The organism is Flavobacterium salmonis, assembly GCF_903819435.1.
GTDB classification, from domain to species: Bacteria; Bacteroidota; Bacteroidia; order Flavobacteriales; family Flavobacteriaceae; genus Flavobacterium; species Flavobacterium chungangense.
In genome coordinates this window covers 125,023-141,578 of the sequence record NZ_CAIJDP010000079.1, presented here as the reverse complement: position 1 = coordinate 141,578, position 16,556 = coordinate 125,023, and the positions used below count along the sequence as shown (strand labels likewise).

Below are 16,556 nucleotides of genomic sequence, written 5' to 3'. Positions count from 1 at the left end.
GTGTTTAATTAAATGAGTTCAAAAATACAGTGGTGAATTTCTTTAAACTTATATAAAAATCAGGAATTGTTATCTAATTTACATGTTTAGAATAAATTACAACCTTTAAGTTTTAATTAATCCTTAGGACATTAAACTTTTTTATTTAAAACCTTACCCGGATATTTAAATGCGTAGGCATTGATAAGATGCATAATATACTGATTGCTCATGTAGGGCGTAACATACTCTTTAATCTCCGAAGGTTCACTAAATCCAATATCTGACGAAAGATACCCCATACCGTAAAAATGTCCGTTTTCGACCCAGATGCAGCTGCGCTCGTCTGGCGACCGGCCTTTATCAATAATAGCAAAACTGGATCTGTTGCTTACCAAAAAAGCTATTGCGTTTTCTATTTTCTCATTATGGCTGAGAACATCGGGTAAAGCTGTAAAATTGGTATTAGGGAAATGTTCTCCTGCCGTAGCAATACCGTATCTGCAAAATCGGTTATCAATTTCAAACTGCTGTTTAAGGTTCAGGAGCATGTTTATTCCTTCGTGAATAGTATTAAAATGTTCAATACAGGTTTGAAACTTGCTTAGCTTTCCCGTAACAAGATATTTATAACCATTTCGGGCTTCATACTGATAAAGCCCGTATTTAGGTTCAAAGCGTTTTAATGCCCTGTTATAAGCAGGCCAAAGCTTTTTAATCTCTGCACACTCCAGTAGCAATGCCATGAGTTCAGTGGCGCAAACCTCAAAAGAAATACGGTATATATCACGAAGAAAATGTTGTCTTTGCGGCGTAATTTTATGACCACTGAAATGAGAAGCCACACGTTTTTTTAAGTTAATGGCTTTTCCAACATAGATAACCTTATTTACCTGATTATAAAAATAATAGACTCCTGGTTTTTCCGGCAGCTGATCAAAATCTTCAGGTGGCAGGTTGGGAGGTAAGCGCTGGTCTTGTGCCGTGTTTTTGATCATTTTTGCAATTTCTCCATTTTCATCCCATTCCAGCAATTTCGAAAACAAGATTGCTGTAGCATCTGTATCGCCTCCTGCACGATGCTGGTTCACTAAAGGAATCTCTAATGCGTGACACAGTTTCCCCAGGCTGTAGGACGCAAGTCCAGGCTTAATTTTTCTGGCTGCCCGAACTGTGCACAGTTTTCTTGCTGTCCACTTAAAGCCCGATTTTTCAAGTTCATGCCGAACAAAAGAATAATCAAAATTGACATTATGGGCTACAAAGATCCGATCTTTAAGCATTTCCAATACCTTTTCAGATATATCATCAAAGATAGGCGCATCACGAACCATTTCGTTATTAATGCCCGTTAAGGCAAAAATAGAAACAGGAATTTCCTTTTGCGGGTTAACCAGTGTTTCAAAACGGTCAATAACACTACTGCCATCATGTATAACAATCGCTATTTCAGTAATACGGCTGCCACTGGCATTACCACCTGTGGTTTCGATATCGACTATGGCATATTCGGTCTTTTTCATCTGCTATTCTACAACCAGAAGCCTGTTTTATCACTTCTGTCCGGATAATGCAAAATTAATACAGATGATAACAATTTCAATACCAATACGGTTCTAAATTGTAACAAAGTTACACTGGTAAATTATTTCCTTTAACGGTGTAGATACTTACTTATATACTTAAAAGAACCTCAAAGAATTTATTATCTTACAATTAGTCAGCAGGCTGAAGAACAGATTCCATAAACTTTCCTGTAATTATAGTTCCTTCTTCATCTTCCCATTGGGTAATCACATTTTCGATTAATTCAGGCTCAAAACCGATTACTTTCATGACTGGACCACCAAATTCCTGTTTAACATCCTGTCCTTCTTTAAATAGAGTACTCATAGTAGCTGTTTTTTTAATTAAATAGTGAGTTTCTTTAGATTAATTAGCTGTTGGTAGCTGCACTCCCGGAACTTCCCGCACCTCCTGAATTGTCATTTCCACCTTCTTCTTCATAACGATCCGGATCTGTACCCGCTTCGTCACGTTGGTCCTCCCAGTCGCCGGTGTTGGCCTCTTCACGATCATTATTGTTTTGTTCCTGAGCAAGCCGTGCGTGATAAGGATATTTTGTTAATTCTTCGCTGCTGTAGGTATTTGAATTTTCCATGATCTATGTTTTTAAGTTATTAATAATCTTAAAATTAGGTCAATAGAACGATTCTGTTTTATAAAAAATGCTGCATTTCTTACTAAATTATCATGTATTTTCAATTTTTACTTTACAAACTAGTTCATAAGCTTTATAATCTAAATTGATATTTAGCTATCTTTATAAAATAAAAGTATAAGCAATGACCATTCAGCAGTTAAAATATATTGTAGCTTTAGACGAAGAACGCCATTTTGCAAGGGCAGCAGAAGTGTGTATGGTAACACAGCCCGGACTTACGATTCAGTTAAAAAATCTCGAAGAAGAAATTGGAATCAAGATTTTTGACCGTAATAAAGTGCCTTTGACCCCAACCGTTTTAGGAACCGAAATCATCAATAAAGCAAAAAAAATTCTGCGTCAGGCCGATGAAATCAGAGATTTTGTGGTGAACGAAAAAAACCTGCTGGAAGGGGAGTTGAAGCTGGGTATTATTTCGACTTTATCACCTTATTTAATCCCATTGTTTATCAAGGCGATGAAAGAAGCGACACCAAATGTCCGTTTCATTATTCGCGAATCGAATACGGGACAGCTGATGAAAGATCTGGAAACTGGAACAATTGATGTCGCTATTATGGCAACACCTACCGGAAATGCCAATTTAATCGAACATCCGGTTTTTAAGGAACCCTTTGTCGCCTACCTGAATGAAGGACATCCGATGGCGAAAGACGATTTTTATGAATTACAGCCGACTGACAAAACAGAATTGCTCTTGCTGCACCACGAGTTTTGCTACAATGCACAGCTATTGGATATCTGCGGATTAAAAACTTCAGACAAAATAAAAGAACAGTTTACCTACGACATCAGTTCCATAGAAACCTTAAAAAACCTGGTACGTGCCCAGTTGGGATTTGCTATAATTCCGCAGCTTTCTGTTGTAAACGAAACCGAATCAGGACTTTTTAAACCCTTTAAAGAACCCATTCCGGTGCGGGAAATCAGCCTCGTAGTTTCCGATTCGTTTTCGAAAAAACTCTTGCTCGAAAAAATGAACGAAGCAATCTGGAATTGCCTTCCGGAGTCTCTCAAAAAGAACTTCAGTTACCGAAAAATCCGCTGGAACGATTCGCCGTATTTTGTCAAAGAAGTGAGTAAGTTTATGTAAATTTTACTGTCATCATTTTATATCCATTAAGGTTTATACACAATTTTTGTCATTCTGAGGAACGAAGAATCCCCGCAAGTAGCTCCGTACAGAAAGTCACCAATCTTTGTAGAGTTACTTGCGGAGATTTACTTCGTCCGTTCGCTATCGCTCGGGTCTCCTCCGTCGGAATGACAAGATTACATAAGTTGAAATTTAAAACTTATTTTTTAGAATTGGAAGCAGCAATAATAACTTTGGCAACAGCCTGAGGTTGTGAGATAAAAACCACGTGGCTTCCTTTTATTTCTGTAATTTTTGTATGAGAACGTTTGTACATGTTACGCTGAATATCCGGTGTAATACTTTTATCTTCAGTGGCTACAATTCCGTACGAAGGTTTGTCTCTCCACGCAGCTTTTGTAACAGGTGTTAAAAATCCTTTGGCGTGAAAAGCGCCTTGCGAAGCATACATAAAATCAGCTTGTTCTTTACTCAAATCTCCTGCAAAACCAGCGTGAAATTTAGCTTTGTCATAATACGCAATTCCTTTGTCATCCGGATTTAACACACCATTTAGCAGGAGGAGCGGTTTGCAGCCATTGAACAGAATTTTCGCCATTATCAGGCTGTAGAGCGGCTACATAAACTAAAGCCGCTACTTTAGGATGATTCCCGGCTTCTGTAATGACAGTGCCACCCCAGGAATGTCCCACCAGAATCGTTGGTCCGTCTTGTCTGTCAAGTGCTAAATTGGTTGCGGCAACATCATCTTCCAAAGAGCTCAACGGATTTTGAACAATAGTCACATGATACCCCTTTTTACTCAAAACTTCATAAAGTCCTTTCCATCCCGAACCGTCAGCAAAAGCACCGTGAACCAATACCACATTTTTAATTAGTGGGGCAGCAGATGTAGCCTGTGCACTGGCATTTACACTTGTAAATACTAAACTTAAGATCAAAGCGGCGAACAAGAAATAAGATTTCAATTGTTCTTTTATAGATAGTGTTTTCATAATAGTAAAATTTTGAATTCTAGATTTTTGTGTAGATGTTTTTAATAATAAATTCTAATTTTTCACAATCTTTGTCATTTCGACGAAGGAGACCCGAGCGATAGCGAATAGACGAAGTAAATCCCCACAAGTAGCTCCGTACTGAATGTCGCCAATCTTTGTAGAGTTTCTAACGAAGATTTCTCGTTCCTCGAAATGACAAAATTGTGTTGACTCTCATATTTTAAGTTATTGGAATTTGGAATTTTTAAATTGGAATTTATTTAAAGTAAAGTGATTGATAAAGTAATTTCAGTATTAAGTAATTTTGAAATCGGACAAATTTCTTTTGCTTTCTGTGCAGCCTGCTGAAAATCCTCTGCAGAAATCCCGGGAACTTTTCCGGTCAGTTCCAATTGAATTAAAGTGATGGTTCCGTCTTCAAAAGTAACTTTGGCTACCGTATCCAAATCTTCCGGAACAAAACCGGCTTCAGAAAGTAAAAAGCTCAGTTGCATCGTAAAACAGCCGGAATGTGCCGCTGCGATTAATTCTTCAGGATTCGTTCCTACACCCTCGTCAAAACGGGTTTTAAAAGATAATTGTGCTTCGTTTAGGGTTGTACTTTGAGTACTGATAGTTCCTTTTCCGTCCATTCCAGTACCTTTCCAGTTTGCGTTTGCTCTTCTTGTAAATTTCATGATTGCTATTTTTAAAGTTGATTTTTAATATTTCAAATCAGTTGTTTGATTTTGATGAAGCAAAGGTATAGGGAAGGTGTTTATAAATCAAATTAATAATTTTTAAGGGTTATTAAAATATTTTATAACTATTGATTTACAAAGGCTTAATTAAGGATGTTACCCGATACAAATATTTAATTCTTTTTCTGACAACTCGAAAATAGAGGCAGTCGACTTATTGATAAATGCTTTATTTTTGCAGTAAACAGATTAAACAATCATTGGTTATTCGCATTAGCACCTCTTACTATGCACGAAAAATTAAGGCAGCACATAGAAAAAATAGTACCTCTTACAGATGATGAGTTTGCGTTTATAAGTACCCATTTTACCACTAAAAAATTTAAGAAACACCAATTTATGATACAGGAAGGCGATACGGTCAGGTATAGTTATTTTGTAATTTCCGGGCTTTAAAACTCGTTCATACAGATAAGGGAGGAAAACCGCACATTGTTTCTTTTGCAATGGAAGATTGGTGGGAAAGTGATTATTACGCCTTTTTTACGCAGACCGAAGCCACATTGTCTTTAGAATGTTTAGAAGACACAGAAGTGTTGTGCTGTACGCTCGAAGATTATAATAAACTTTGCAACGGCCTCCAAAAAATGCAGCGCTTCTTTCTCGAAAAAGCCAATTTTGGTTTTCTGGGTTCACAACGCCGAATTATTTCATGGTTGACTTCCAACTCCAAAGAACGTTACGAACAGCTGATCAAACAATATCCATCCCTAATGCAGCGCGTTCCCAAAAGTTTGATTGCCTCTTATTTGGGTGTTTCTCGCGAAACCTTAAGCCGTTTATCCGTTTAGTGTGATATAGCGCACTTGATATTCGTGATGTAGGTCAAGTCCGGATTTAGGGATAATCCGGAACTTTGCTTTGCAAATTTAAAATAGCAGTTATGAAAAAAATCACCACGATTTTAGCTGTCATAGTATTCACAATAGTGTCGGGAACGGCACAAAATAAAAACGCAAAGCAAATGGAAAAACACATCACAAATCCGTGGAAATGGCAGGACGAACGCAGTTATGTTCAGGCTGTCGAAGTAAAACAGCCGGCAGGAACCTTATATGTTTCGGGTCAGGCAGCTGTCAACGCTGACGGAACATCAAGCACCGAAGACATGAAATCTCAAATCATTTTAGCGCTGCAAAATCTGGAAACGGTCGTTACCCAGGCAGGTTACGAGCCCAATGGAATTGTCAGACTCACCATTTATACGACTTCGTCAGCGGAGTTTTGGCCTTATTTTTCGCTTTTTCAGGAGTGGATTGCCAAACACGGCATCAAACAAGCCACCTCTTTAATGGAAGTTAAAAGTCTTTTTGAAACGCTAAAAATCGAATTTGAAGCTACAGTGGTAAAATGATTTAATTTAGCATTAATAGTAGGGAAGGATATCTAAACAAAAGTTTGAATATCCTTTTTTCTGTCGTGAAAAAGTTATAATCTACCATTTTTTATAAAGCTGTAAATCGTAATCAATTTAATTGTCAATTATACAAACTTCAATTCAGGCTTGAAGTAGTAGTTCGTTATTCATTAAGAACGAGGTTTAGGCAAATTTCTGTCGTACATCACAATGGTTCCTGCCACGGCTACATTTAGACTTTTTTGAGATTTGAATTTCACCAGATTATGGCATTTTTCCATTGTTTTTTTGGGTAAACCATGATCTTCTGCTCCTAACAGATAAACACAGCGTCTTGGATGCTCAAAGGTTTCTAAGTCCGAAGCGCTTTCATGTAGTTCTACACCAACCAATCGCGCGCCTTTAGGTAAGTTTTCAAAAAAAGCTTCGAAATTCTCATAGTGAAAATACGGAATTGCTTTTACCGCATCATGTGTATCACAAGCTTGTTTGGCATATCGATTGCCTATCGTAAATATAAAAGTTGCCCCTAAGTTCTGAGCCGACCGCCACAAAACACCCAAATTCTCCGGTGTTTTACCATTGTGAATGCCGATGCCAAAGTATTCATTTGTAAAATTATCATTCATGTGGCAAAAGTACGAAGTGTAAGGATGTTGAGCAATTTTTTTATTAGGAGGAAAGGGAGATTATAAATATGGAATGGAAGATTTTGTGATTGTAAGAAAATCTAGTTAAGTCTGGTGTTCGTTTGCAACGAGTACCTTAGATTTACTTATAATAACGAAATAAAGCGTTTGCAATGCGGCTTTTAGATAATTGTTTTATGTAAAAATAGCTTTGTAAGAATTTTATTTTAATGAACCGCGTTACAAATGTTAAAATTTACCGTTTAATTTAAGGAAGTCCTCGTTGCAAACCAGCACCAGTGTTTAGGATATCGCTGGAGCATTTTATTAATTCTGATTTGGAATTGTTCAGTCTATCGCCCGATGCACAGAGCGAGGATTACCAAGAAGAGCAGTTTGCTAAACAGATCAAGAAGAAGAAAAGCTATCAACGGAAAAGATAATTAATTCATGCCTAACCCGCTTTTCTTGTGCAAACTTTTTAGATTTATACCCACATAGAATGATAATTTAAATACCCATTTAATGAGATATTAAATGTTTATTATTACTTTTGACGACGATAAAACAAGTTCCGCAATGAATCGAATAAAAGACGTTTTAGAACAAAAGGGAATTAAACAAAAATGGTTGGCTGAACAATTGGGCAAGAGCTACAATATGGTAAACTCGTATGCCAAAAATAGAAGACAACCAAGTATTGAAGACTTATACAAGATTGCTGAAATCCTTGACGTTGAAGTCGCAATATTATTAATTGAAAGAAAAGCATACTAGAATATGGACGGAACAAGTCTGACAACCGAACAAGAAAAACTCAACACATTGAGACAGGTATTGCCTGAAGCATTTAGCGAAGGAAAATTAGATTGGGAAAAATTAAAAGCTACAATTGGAGAAAATATCAATTTCTCTAATGAACGTTACGTTTTGAATTGGGCTGGAAAAAGTGATGCTTTTAAGATATTACAGACTCCAACAACTAAAACATTGATTCCTGCGAAAGATGAAAGTGTAGATTTTGACAAAACCGAAAACCTTTTTATTGAAGGTGAAAATTTAGAAGTTCTGAAAGTACTACAGAAAAGCTATTTTGGTAAGGTGAAAATGATTTACATTGACCCGCCATACAACACGGGAAACGATTCTTTTATATATCCCGACAAATTCTCTGAAACCAAAGCCGACTATGAAAAACGTGTAGGTGACAAAGATGAAGATGGCTATATGACCAAAGATGGCATGTTCAAAAAGAACAGCAAAGAAAATGGGCAGTATCACAGTAATTGGCTCAATATGATGATGCCTCGTTTGTATTTGGCTAAAAATCTATTAAGACAAGATGGAGTAATTTTCGTTTCTATTGATGATAATGAGGTATATAATCTGCGACTTTTGATGAATGAGATTTTTGGGGAAGAGAATTTTGTAGCAAGTATTGTTTGGCAGAAAAAATATGCTGCAACAAATGATTCAAAAGGTTTTTCAACGACCCATGATTACATAATTTCGTTTCAAAAAAGTGATAGTTTTAATAGAAACTTACTACCTCGTACAGATGAAGTAAATAAACCTTACAAAAATGATGACGGGGATGGTAAAGGATTGTGGAGAACTGGTGATTTATTGGTAAAATCTTTTTCAAAAACTGCTGTTTTCCCAATTGTAAATCCAAACACAGGAGAAGAATTTTACCCAGCCGAAGGTAGTTCTTGGAGGGCTAATAAAGAAACAATGAATAAATGGCTTTCTGAAAACCGAATTTATTTTGGAAAGGATGGAAAAGGCGCACCTCAGTTAAAAAGATACCTTAATGAGGTGCAACAAGGAGTTGTTCCAATTACATGGTGGGCATTTGATGAAGTTGGGCATAATGATGAAGCGAATAAAGAAGTAAGTGCATTATTTGGAAGCAAAACACCTTTTGATACACCAAAACCAACACGTTTATTAACAAAGATATTTAAAATTGGTTCTAATATCAATGATATTATTCTTGACTTTTTTGCAGGTAGCGGCACTACTGCTCATGCAGTGATGGCTTTAAATAAAGAAGACGGAGGGAACCGAAAAAGTATTTCTGTACAATTACCTGAACTATGTGAAGAAAAGAGTGAAGCATACAAAGCTGGATACAAAACTATAGCAGATATTTCTAAAGAACGCATCCGCAGAGCTGGAAAGAAAATACAAGAAGAAATTATAGTAGAAATCAAAAATATAGAAGCTGTAATCAAAAAACTGCAAGGCGAATTACCAACAGAAGAAAATAAAACCGAAGTTGGAAACCTGAAAACCAAAATTGAGCAATTAAAGGGACAAGATTTAGCGTTTAAAGTTTTAAAATTAGATGACAGTAATTTCAAACAATGGCAACAAATTGAAGGTAAAGATACACAAGCACTTGCCGAGCAAATGAAATTGTTTATTGACCCTATTTCTGAATCTGCAACCATTGAAAATATGGTTTATGAATTGCTACTAAAAAGTGGTAAGGATTTAAACAGCAATATTGAAAAGAAAGACAATTTTTATAAAATTAACGGTATTGAATTGGCATTACTATTAGAAAAAGCTTCTCAAGAAATTATTGATTCCGTAATTGCTGAAAAGCCGGTCAAAGTAATTGCCTTAGACAAACTGTTTAAAGACAATGACCAGCTAAAAACCAACACTGTGCTTCAAATGAAAGATGCTGGTATTGAGTTTAAAACAATATAAAACAAGAGCAAATGAAAAATTTAAATGAAATATTTTCGAAGCTCGGTATAAGTAAGGAAAATGGTCTTTTCCTCACAAAAGAGAATAAATGGAAAACCGAAACTTCTTTTCCAAATAGGGTAAAAAGATTAATTGAACGCAAAATTGAGCCTGATGCTATTTTTGTGTTTGATAATAAACCTATGATATTGTTTTTTGAAAACAGAGAAAACAAATCTGAATTACACGAGGCTATTTGGAATTTTAATGAATGTCCGATTGCTATTTTCATTGACAATGGCACTGTTGAAATTTTTAATGGATTCAATTATTTAACAGAAAATAAATCATTAGAAAAATTAGGAAATAGTGACAAGCTTACAAATTTCAGCTACTTTGAATTAGTAACTGGAAGAACTTGGGAGCAATATAAGGAACAATTAGATTATAAAAACCGAGTAGATTATCATTTGCTTCAAAACATTCAAGCAGCACGTGAAATTCTTGTTGAAGGCAATGAGAAAAGAGCCAAACTTATTAATGCACTTTTAGGCAAAATTATTTTTGTTAGATATTTAATCGACCGAAAAGTTAAAATGAAATTTGATGGTAAATCACGCACTTGGACTAACCCAGAGTTTTGTGATCTATTAGATGATCCAGAAAAGATACAAGCATTTTTTGAATATATAGAAGATAAAGAGAAAGGTTTTAATGGTGATTTATTTCCATTATCAGCAAGCGAATATCAACAAGTCGGAAAAAACGATTATCAAGTATTAAAACGATTATTGTTAGGTTTTGATATTGCGAAGAATCAGCCGTCACTCTTTGAATTATACGATTTTTCTATTATACCGATTGAATTTATTAGTAATGTCTATGAAATGTTCATAGGCAAGGACAATCAAAAAGAAGAGGGTGCATACTATACACCGCTTTTTTTAGTGGATTACATTCTGAAAGAAACTGTAGAAAAACATTTGTCAGATACTAGTAAATTAGATGTTCAATTAAATGAAATTTTATTGAATAAACCTGGCAATTATTCCTATTGCAAAGTACTTGATCCAGCTTGCGGTTCTGGAATTTTCCTTGTAGAAACACTTCGAAAAATTATTGAAAAGTATATTACTGATACTGGCATAAAAGTTAGGGATGAGAAATTCAAAACAGCTATAAAAAATTTAGCTAAAGAAAATATCTACGGTGTTGATAAAGATTTAAGTGCTGTGCAAGTTGCTGTATTTTCAATTTATCTTACTTTATTGGATTATTTAGAGCCTCCTGCAATAGAGACTTTTAAGTTTCCAATACTTTTTAATACGAATTTCTTTGAAGCAGATTTTTTTGATGTAAATGCTACATTTAATAGCCAATTTAAAGATATTGAGTTTGATTTTATTTTAGGTAATCCTCCTTGGAAAGGAAATGGAATGAATGATCTAGGTAAAAGCTATTTAAAGCAGAGAAAGAATGACGAGAAGCCTTTAAAAAAGAAGTTTAATATAGCGATTAATAACAATGAAATAGCTGAAGGATTTGTTTTAAGAGTAAGTGACTTTTGTAACAGTCAAACACAAATTGCATTCATTATAGGAAGTAGAAGTTTGTATAATTTGGGCTACAATAAAGAAGAGCGTAGTGTCTTCAGGCAATATTTGCTTGAAGAATATTTTATCGATAAAGTATTTGAGTTAGCACCAGTAAGATATGAAGTATTTGAGAAATCAAATAAACCTGCTGTAGCACCTGCTGCCGTAATTTTTTATCGTTATGCAAATGGAGTAAACACAGATAGAAATATTGTAAATCATGTTTCATTAAAACAAAGCAGATTTTTCTCTTTATTTAAAATATTTACGATAAATCGAAGTGATTATAAGCAAATACAGCAAGACAAATTAAAAGAATTTGATTGGTTATGGAAAGTGTTAGTATATGGTTCTTATTTGGATTTCAATTTTGTAAGAAGATTAAAAGAGGGTTTTCTTACTATAAAGGAAATTATTGGCGATAAAAGAAATTATATTTATGCAACAGGCTTCCATAGCAGATCTAAAGCTTTGGATATTCCAAAAGACACATCTGGAATTGAAAATATACCATTTATAAAAACAAATGCAATTCAATCCTTTTTTATAGATTATAAAAAAGAAGATTTATTAGAAAAGGAAAAAATTGATCTTATTAAAGATGTAAGAATTTACCAAGCTCCAATGCTACTAACAAGGAAAGGTCTTGATATGACTACTCTTACTGTTAAGAATTCTATTGCAAGAAAAGATATGATTTTTAAAGATGGTATTACATCAATCAAGCCGTTGAATGAAAATGGAATATCAGTATTATCTGATATTTCTGCTGTTTTTTCATCAAATCTATTTGCATATTATGCCATAAATACCTTTGTTTCTATTGGAATCGAAAGAGAGCAAGTTCAAAATTATAATAAATTTAGTTTACCTTATCTTGAAATAAATGCAAGCGACAGAATTAAGAAAATTGAGAAAGCTAAACAGCAAATTTATTCAGAGACACAAGAAATACTAATTGACAATCATAAAATTCATAATTTAGAAAACACTGTAAATACTGAATTAAATAACATAAATAAATCCATTTATGAGAAATTAGAATTAGATGATATTGAATTATCCTTGATTAATTATGCTTTGGAAATCAATCTGAATTTGATAGTTGGAAATGATGATAGTAAAAATTTATTATTTTCAACAATTGATATGAATGATGAAATTCTTAAAAATTATGCATCCATTTTTGTAGAACGTTTTAAATCAAAATTAGAAAAGGAAGATAAAAAATTTGTTGTAGAAATTTGGCATACCAATCAAATTGTAGGAATGTTTTTTAAATTAGTTCCTGTCTCCTCTTTCAAAAATGCTATAGTATGGGTGGATAAGCAAGAAAACGATTGGGAAATCTTATCACTTCTTACAAAAATAAGTTCTGAAAAAGTAACAGATAAACTATTTGTTCAGAAAGACATAAGAGGATTTGAAAAAGAATATTTCTATATTTTTAAACCGAATGAAAAGCGACTTTGGCACAAAGCCATTGGTTATTTAGATGTAAATGAGTTTGCTGATGCCATTCTTAAAGCAGGGAGGAAAGGTATATGATATTTACAGAACTAAATGCCTCTGGCTATGAATATAATGGTGTTTTCTATAATGCTGAATTTGAAGATATACTTTCAAAAATCATTATTTGCTATAATTTAATGATTGCTGACAATGTATCGCTAACGAATGATGAAAATAATATTAGAGATGTACTATTGATAAATTACCTAAAAGACAATTCTATCAGAAAAAAGATAAAACTAACTGACTACCTGTTTGATAGGGAAGTTCCTGAAGATAGAAGTATAGGTAGAACTGATTTAAAAATTCAGACACTAAATACTTTTCAGGACACAAGTGCATATTACATTATTGAATGTAAGAGGCTTAATAATATTAACCTTACTGGTAAAACGGGTTTAAATGCAAAATATATCAAAGACGGAATGTATAGATTTGCTTCAACCACTTATTCAACCCACTATAAAACAAATGGGATGATTGGCTTTGTGATAGATCCAATGGATATAAACACAAATGTAGTTTCAATCAATAATCTGTTAGCAAATAATTTTTTAGAAGCAAATACAACACAAAACTTGCAGTACAGAGAAATTCTAACAGATTTTGACTTTTCCTATTGTTCCTGTCACAATGTGTCAGAAGATAGCATAGTTCTTTATCACTTAATGTTTAATTTTTCGCAAAACATAAAATCATGAACAAAATAACTATTATAGAAGGAATAATTATTGGTGGTGTCGGGGGGGCTATCGCCGGTTTAGTGATATGGGTTGCGGAATTAATACGACAATGTATTTTAACATCATGTCATACGAGCCGTGTTGAGAATTGGTTAAAAAAACATTCAACACCAGAATGGCGCTCAACTAGAGCTATAGCAAGTCATAATAACTTGACAGAAGATAGGATACGTTTCATTTGTAGCCAATCTGATAAAATTAAATTAAATTCAATAGATAGTAACGATTCAAAAGAATTGTGGAAATTTAAAATATAATGAAACTAACATTTGAATCCAATCTTCAATACCAACAAGATGCTATAAAAGCCATCACAGATTTATTTGAAGGACAACCGTTGGAAGATTCTATTTTGGAATTTGACCTAAAAGAAAAAGGTACTTTAAACTTGATAAATGGCGTCAGTAATAATCTGATTTTATCAGAAAGCCAAATTCTTTCAAATTTGCAAGGCATACAGGCAAATAACGAAATTAAGGTTTCGGATAATTTGGATGGTATGCACTTTTCTGTAGAAATGGAAACCGGAACAGGTAAAACATATGTATATCTGCGTACAATTTATGAACTGAATAATTTGTACGATTTCAAAAAATTTGTCATTGTTGTGCCGTCGGTGGCTATTCGTGAAGGTGTTTTAAAGAATCTGGAAATTACGCACGAGCATTTTCAAACACTTTACGACAATGTTCCTGTTAATTTTCAGGTTTATGACAGTACAAAAGTTTCTACTTTAAGAGGTTTTGCAACTACAAACAATATTGAAGTTTTAGTTATAAATATTGATTCTTTTGCTAAGGATGAAAATATCATAAATAAGCCTAATGACAAGCTAAACGGACAAAAGCCAGTTGAGTTTATTCAGGCTACACACCCTATTGTGATTGTGGACGAACCGCAAAATATGGAAACTGAAAAGCGTATTACAGCCATAGATAACTTACAAGCCCTTTGTACGCTTCGCTATTCGGCAACCCATAAAAATCAATACAACCTTACTTACAGTTTAACCCCTGTAAAGGCTTATGATTTAGGATTAGTTAAACAAATTGAGGTAGATTCTATCATTGAGGAAAATGCCTATAATGATGCTTTTGTTTCTGTGGAATCCATAACTGCTACGAAGACAAAAGTAACTGCGAAAGTTGCCATAAATAGCAATGAAAATAATGGAGTAAAGAAGAAAACAATTACTGTTAAAGTAGGCGATGATTTATACAAACTTTCCAATGAAAGAGAAATATATGCAGATGGCTATATCATCGAAGAAATTGACGCTTTAAACCAATGTATTTCAATTTCCAACGGAAATCTCTTGTACAAAGGTGATAGTCAAGGCGATTTAACGGATGAAATAATGAAGTTCCAAATACGTAAAACAATTGAAGAACATTTAAAGAAAGAAAAACGCCTGAACAAATTAGGCGTTAAAGTTTTATCTCTGTTCTTTATTGACAAGGTTGCAAATTACCGCAGTTATGATGCAACAGGAAATCCTGTAAAAGGAAAATTCGCAGAATGGTTTGAAGAAATCTATCAAGAATATATTTCAAAACCAGCTTTTAAAGAGTTAGACAGATTCTCTGTTGATGAAACTCATAACGGCTATTTCTCGCAGGACAAAAAAGGTACTTTTAAAGACACTTCGGGCGAAACCAAAGCAGATGATGATACTTATAGTTTGATAATGAAAGACAAAGAAAAACTGTTAGGATTAGAAAATTCTTTACGTTTCATTTTTTCTCATTCTGCACTTCGGGAAGGTTGGGACAATCCAAATGTATTTCAAATTTGCACCTTGAATGAAACGAAGTCAGATATTAAAAAACGTCAGGAAATTGGTAGAGGTTTGCGTTTGGCAGTTGACCAAACTGGAAAAAGAACCTATGATCAAAATATTAACCGACTGACTATTATTGCTAATGAATCCTATGATGATTTTGCAAAAGCCCTACAACAAGAAATTGAAGATGATTGCGGAGTATCATTTACAGGTAGAATCAAAAATAAACAAACAAGAACAGCAATCAAGTATCGCAAAGGTTTTGAAGCCGATCCTAAATTCTTAGAAATTTGGGGAAAACTGAAAAAGAAAACTACTTATAGAGTAGATTACAAAACAGACGAGTTAATAACTTTGACTGCAAAAGCAATTAAAGATTTACCTGAAATTAAATCACCTTCTATTCGCTCCACAAAAATTGGAATCACAATGACGACTGAAGGTGTAGGTACAAATTATGTTGGAGAGAAAATAGAATCTTACGGAGGCTATTCTTGGAAAATCCCTGACGTGTTGGGCTATATTCAAAGCAAAACAGAACTGACACGTTCTACAATTGAAGCAATATTGAGTCAATCAGGAAGAATTAAAGACGTTATTATCAACCCTCAACTATTTTTAGACTTGGCTACGCAAGCCATAAAGCGTACTTTATATAATTTAATGATTGACGGAATCAAATATCAAAAGATTGGTGGCACGGACTACGAAATGGCTTTATTTGAAGCTCAGGAGTTGGAAGTGTATTTGAACGACTTTTCATTTAAAGTTTCCGACTCATCTAAAACTATCTATGACGAATTCGTGCCTCTAGATTCAGGAGTGGAAAGCAAATTTGCTAAAGATTGTGAAACGAGTGAGCAAATAAAATTCTATTTCAAATTACCAAATTGGTTTAAAATACCGACGCCCATAGGGAATTATAATCCTGATTGGGCATTGATATTTGAAGACGAGCAAAAAATTTATTTTGTAGCTGAAACAAAAGATACCGGAACAGCACAAGTTGACTTGTCAAAACTAAGCGCAGATGAACAAATGAAAATTAAATGCGGAAAAGCGCATTTTGAAGAATTTGAAGATTTAGAATATAAGGTAGTGAATAAAGTTGGACAGTTAATAAATTAAGCCGATGGAAGAAAGTATATAGATTCTTAAGTCGAGTAAGGTAAATCTCGACTTAAGATCTTCTATTTTTTT

16 protein-coding genes are annotated in these 16,556 nt (G+C 34.0%); 9 read left to right on the top strand and 7 right to left on the bottom strand.

Going from position 1 to position 16,556, the window contains the following annotated elements; genetic code table 11:
- Positions 1-131: 131 nt before the first annotated feature.
- From FLACHUCJ7_RS17150 to FLACHUCJ7_RS17140, 3 genes are all read right to left on the bottom strand, one after another.
- Positions 132-1,502, bottom strand: a complete 1,371-nt coding sequence (locus tag FLACHUCJ7_RS17150; protein ID WP_180909763.1) for an exonuclease domain-containing protein — start codon at positions 1,500-1,502, stop codon at positions 132-134.
- A gap of 193 nt (positions 1,503-1,695) precedes the next feature.
- Complete coding sequence (locus tag FLACHUCJ7_RS17145; RefSeq protein ID WP_167343411.1) at positions 1,696-1,872, bottom strand: hypothetical protein; 177 nt, start codon at positions 1,870-1,872, stop codon at positions 1,696-1,698.
- Between the two features lie 43 nt (positions 1,873-1,915).
- Positions 1,916-2,140, bottom strand: coding sequence for a hypothetical protein (locus FLACHUCJ7_RS17140; protein WP_180909762.1), 225 nt, complete (start codon positions 2,138-2,140; stop codon positions 1,916-1,918).
- Positions 2,141-2,324: 184 nt separating this feature from the next.
- Between FLACHUCJ7_RS17140 and FLACHUCJ7_RS17135 the strand changes: the two genes are divergently transcribed.
- Positions 2,325-3,296, top strand: a complete 972-nt coding sequence (locus FLACHUCJ7_RS17135; RefSeq protein ID WP_078228080.1) for a hydrogen peroxide-inducible genes activator — start codon at positions 2,325-2,327, stop codon at positions 3,294-3,296.
- Between the two features lie 202 nt (positions 3,297-3,498).
- Here FLACHUCJ7_RS17135 and FLACHUCJ7_RS25405 read toward each other — a convergent pair whose 3' ends face one another.
- The 3 genes from FLACHUCJ7_RS25405 to FLACHUCJ7_RS17125 all read right to left on the bottom strand — a co-directional run bounded on the left by FLACHUCJ7_RS25405 (position 3,499) and on the right by FLACHUCJ7_RS17125 (position 4,974).
- The gene (locus FLACHUCJ7_RS25405) at positions 3,499-3,846 is read right to left on the bottom strand and encodes an alpha/beta hydrolase (RefSeq protein ID WP_230408854.1); all 348 of its coding nucleotides are present in this window, start codon (positions 3,844-3,846) and stop codon (positions 3,499-3,501) included.
- Positions 3,830-4,294, bottom strand: coding sequence for an alpha/beta fold hydrolase (locus FLACHUCJ7_RS25400; protein WP_230408853.1), 465 nt, complete (start codon positions 4,292-4,294; stop codon positions 3,830-3,832). Before FLACHUCJ7_RS25400 ends, FLACHUCJ7_RS25405 begins: the two co-directional genes overlap by 17 nt.
- 263 nt (positions 4,295-4,557) lie before the next feature.
- On the bottom strand, positions 4,558-4,974 hold the full coding sequence (locus FLACHUCJ7_RS17125; RefSeq protein ID WP_180909761.1) for an OsmC family protein: 417 nt from the start codon (positions 4,972-4,974) through the stop codon (positions 4,558-4,560).
- 509 nt (positions 4,975-5,483) lie between these two features.
- On the opposite strand from FLACHUCJ7_RS17125, the gene FLACHUCJ7_RS25595 reads away from it, so the two are divergent.
- Both FLACHUCJ7_RS25595 and FLACHUCJ7_RS17115 read left to right on the top strand, forming a co-directional pair.
- Entirely contained in the window at positions 5,484-5,828 is a 345-nt protein-coding gene (locus FLACHUCJ7_RS25595; protein WP_317170924.1) for a Crp/Fnr family transcriptional regulator, read from the top strand.
- 173 nt (positions 5,829-6,001) lie between these two features.
- A complete protein-coding gene (locus FLACHUCJ7_RS17115; RefSeq protein ID WP_180909883.1) occupies positions 6,002-6,391 on the top strand; it encodes a RidA family protein in 390 nt (129 codons plus the stop codon).
- Between the two features lie 173 nt (positions 6,392-6,564).
- Here the strand turns inward: FLACHUCJ7_RS17115 and FLACHUCJ7_RS17110 are convergent, their stop codons facing one another.
- Positions 6,565-7,023: an RNA methyltransferase gene (locus FLACHUCJ7_RS17110; protein WP_180909760.1), complete on the bottom strand. Its 459-nt coding sequence runs from the start codon at positions 7,021-7,023 to the stop codon at positions 6,565-6,567.
- 579 nt (positions 7,024-7,602) lie between these two features.
- On the opposite strand from FLACHUCJ7_RS17110, the gene FLACHUCJ7_RS17105 reads away from it, so the two are divergent.
- The 6 genes from FLACHUCJ7_RS17105 to FLACHUCJ7_RS17080 are packed head-to-tail and all read left to right on the top strand — an operon-like array spanning position 7,603 to position 16,484.
- Positions 7,603-7,800 carry a helix-turn-helix domain-containing protein gene (locus FLACHUCJ7_RS17105; protein WP_180909759.1) on the top strand — a complete coding sequence of 66 codons (198 nt, stop codon included), beginning with the start codon at positions 7,603-7,605 and terminating at the stop codon, positions 7,798-7,800.
- A 3-nt stretch (positions 7,801-7,803) separates the two neighbouring features.
- Complete coding sequence (locus tag FLACHUCJ7_RS17100) at positions 7,804-9,744, top strand: site-specific DNA-methyltransferase (RefSeq protein WP_180909758.1); 1,941 nt, start codon at positions 7,804-7,806, stop codon at positions 9,742-9,744.
- Positions 9,745-9,755: 11 nt separating this feature from the next.
- Positions 9,756-12,866, top strand: coding sequence for an Eco57I restriction-modification methylase domain-containing protein (locus tag FLACHUCJ7_RS17095; RefSeq protein WP_180909757.1), 3,111 nt, complete (start codon positions 9,756-9,758; stop codon positions 12,864-12,866).
- On the top strand, positions 12,863-13,531 hold the full coding sequence (locus FLACHUCJ7_RS17090) for a hypothetical protein (RefSeq protein ID WP_180909756.1): 669 nt from the start codon (positions 12,863-12,865) through the stop codon (positions 13,529-13,531). Before FLACHUCJ7_RS17095 ends, FLACHUCJ7_RS17090 begins: the two co-directional genes overlap by 4 nt.
- A complete protein-coding gene (locus FLACHUCJ7_RS17085; RefSeq protein WP_180909755.1) occupies positions 13,528-13,830 on the top strand; it encodes a hypothetical protein in 303 nt (100 codons plus the stop codon). The genes FLACHUCJ7_RS17090 and FLACHUCJ7_RS17085 overlap by 4 nt, the downstream gene beginning before the upstream one ends.
- The gene (locus FLACHUCJ7_RS17080) at positions 13,830-16,484 is read left to right on the top strand and encodes a restriction endonuclease (protein ID WP_180909754.1); all 2,655 of its coding nucleotides are present in this window, start codon (positions 13,830-13,832) and stop codon (positions 16,482-16,484) included. The genes FLACHUCJ7_RS17085 and FLACHUCJ7_RS17080 overlap by 1 nt, the downstream gene beginning before the upstream one ends.
- Positions 16,485-16,556 lie beyond the last annotated feature (72 nt).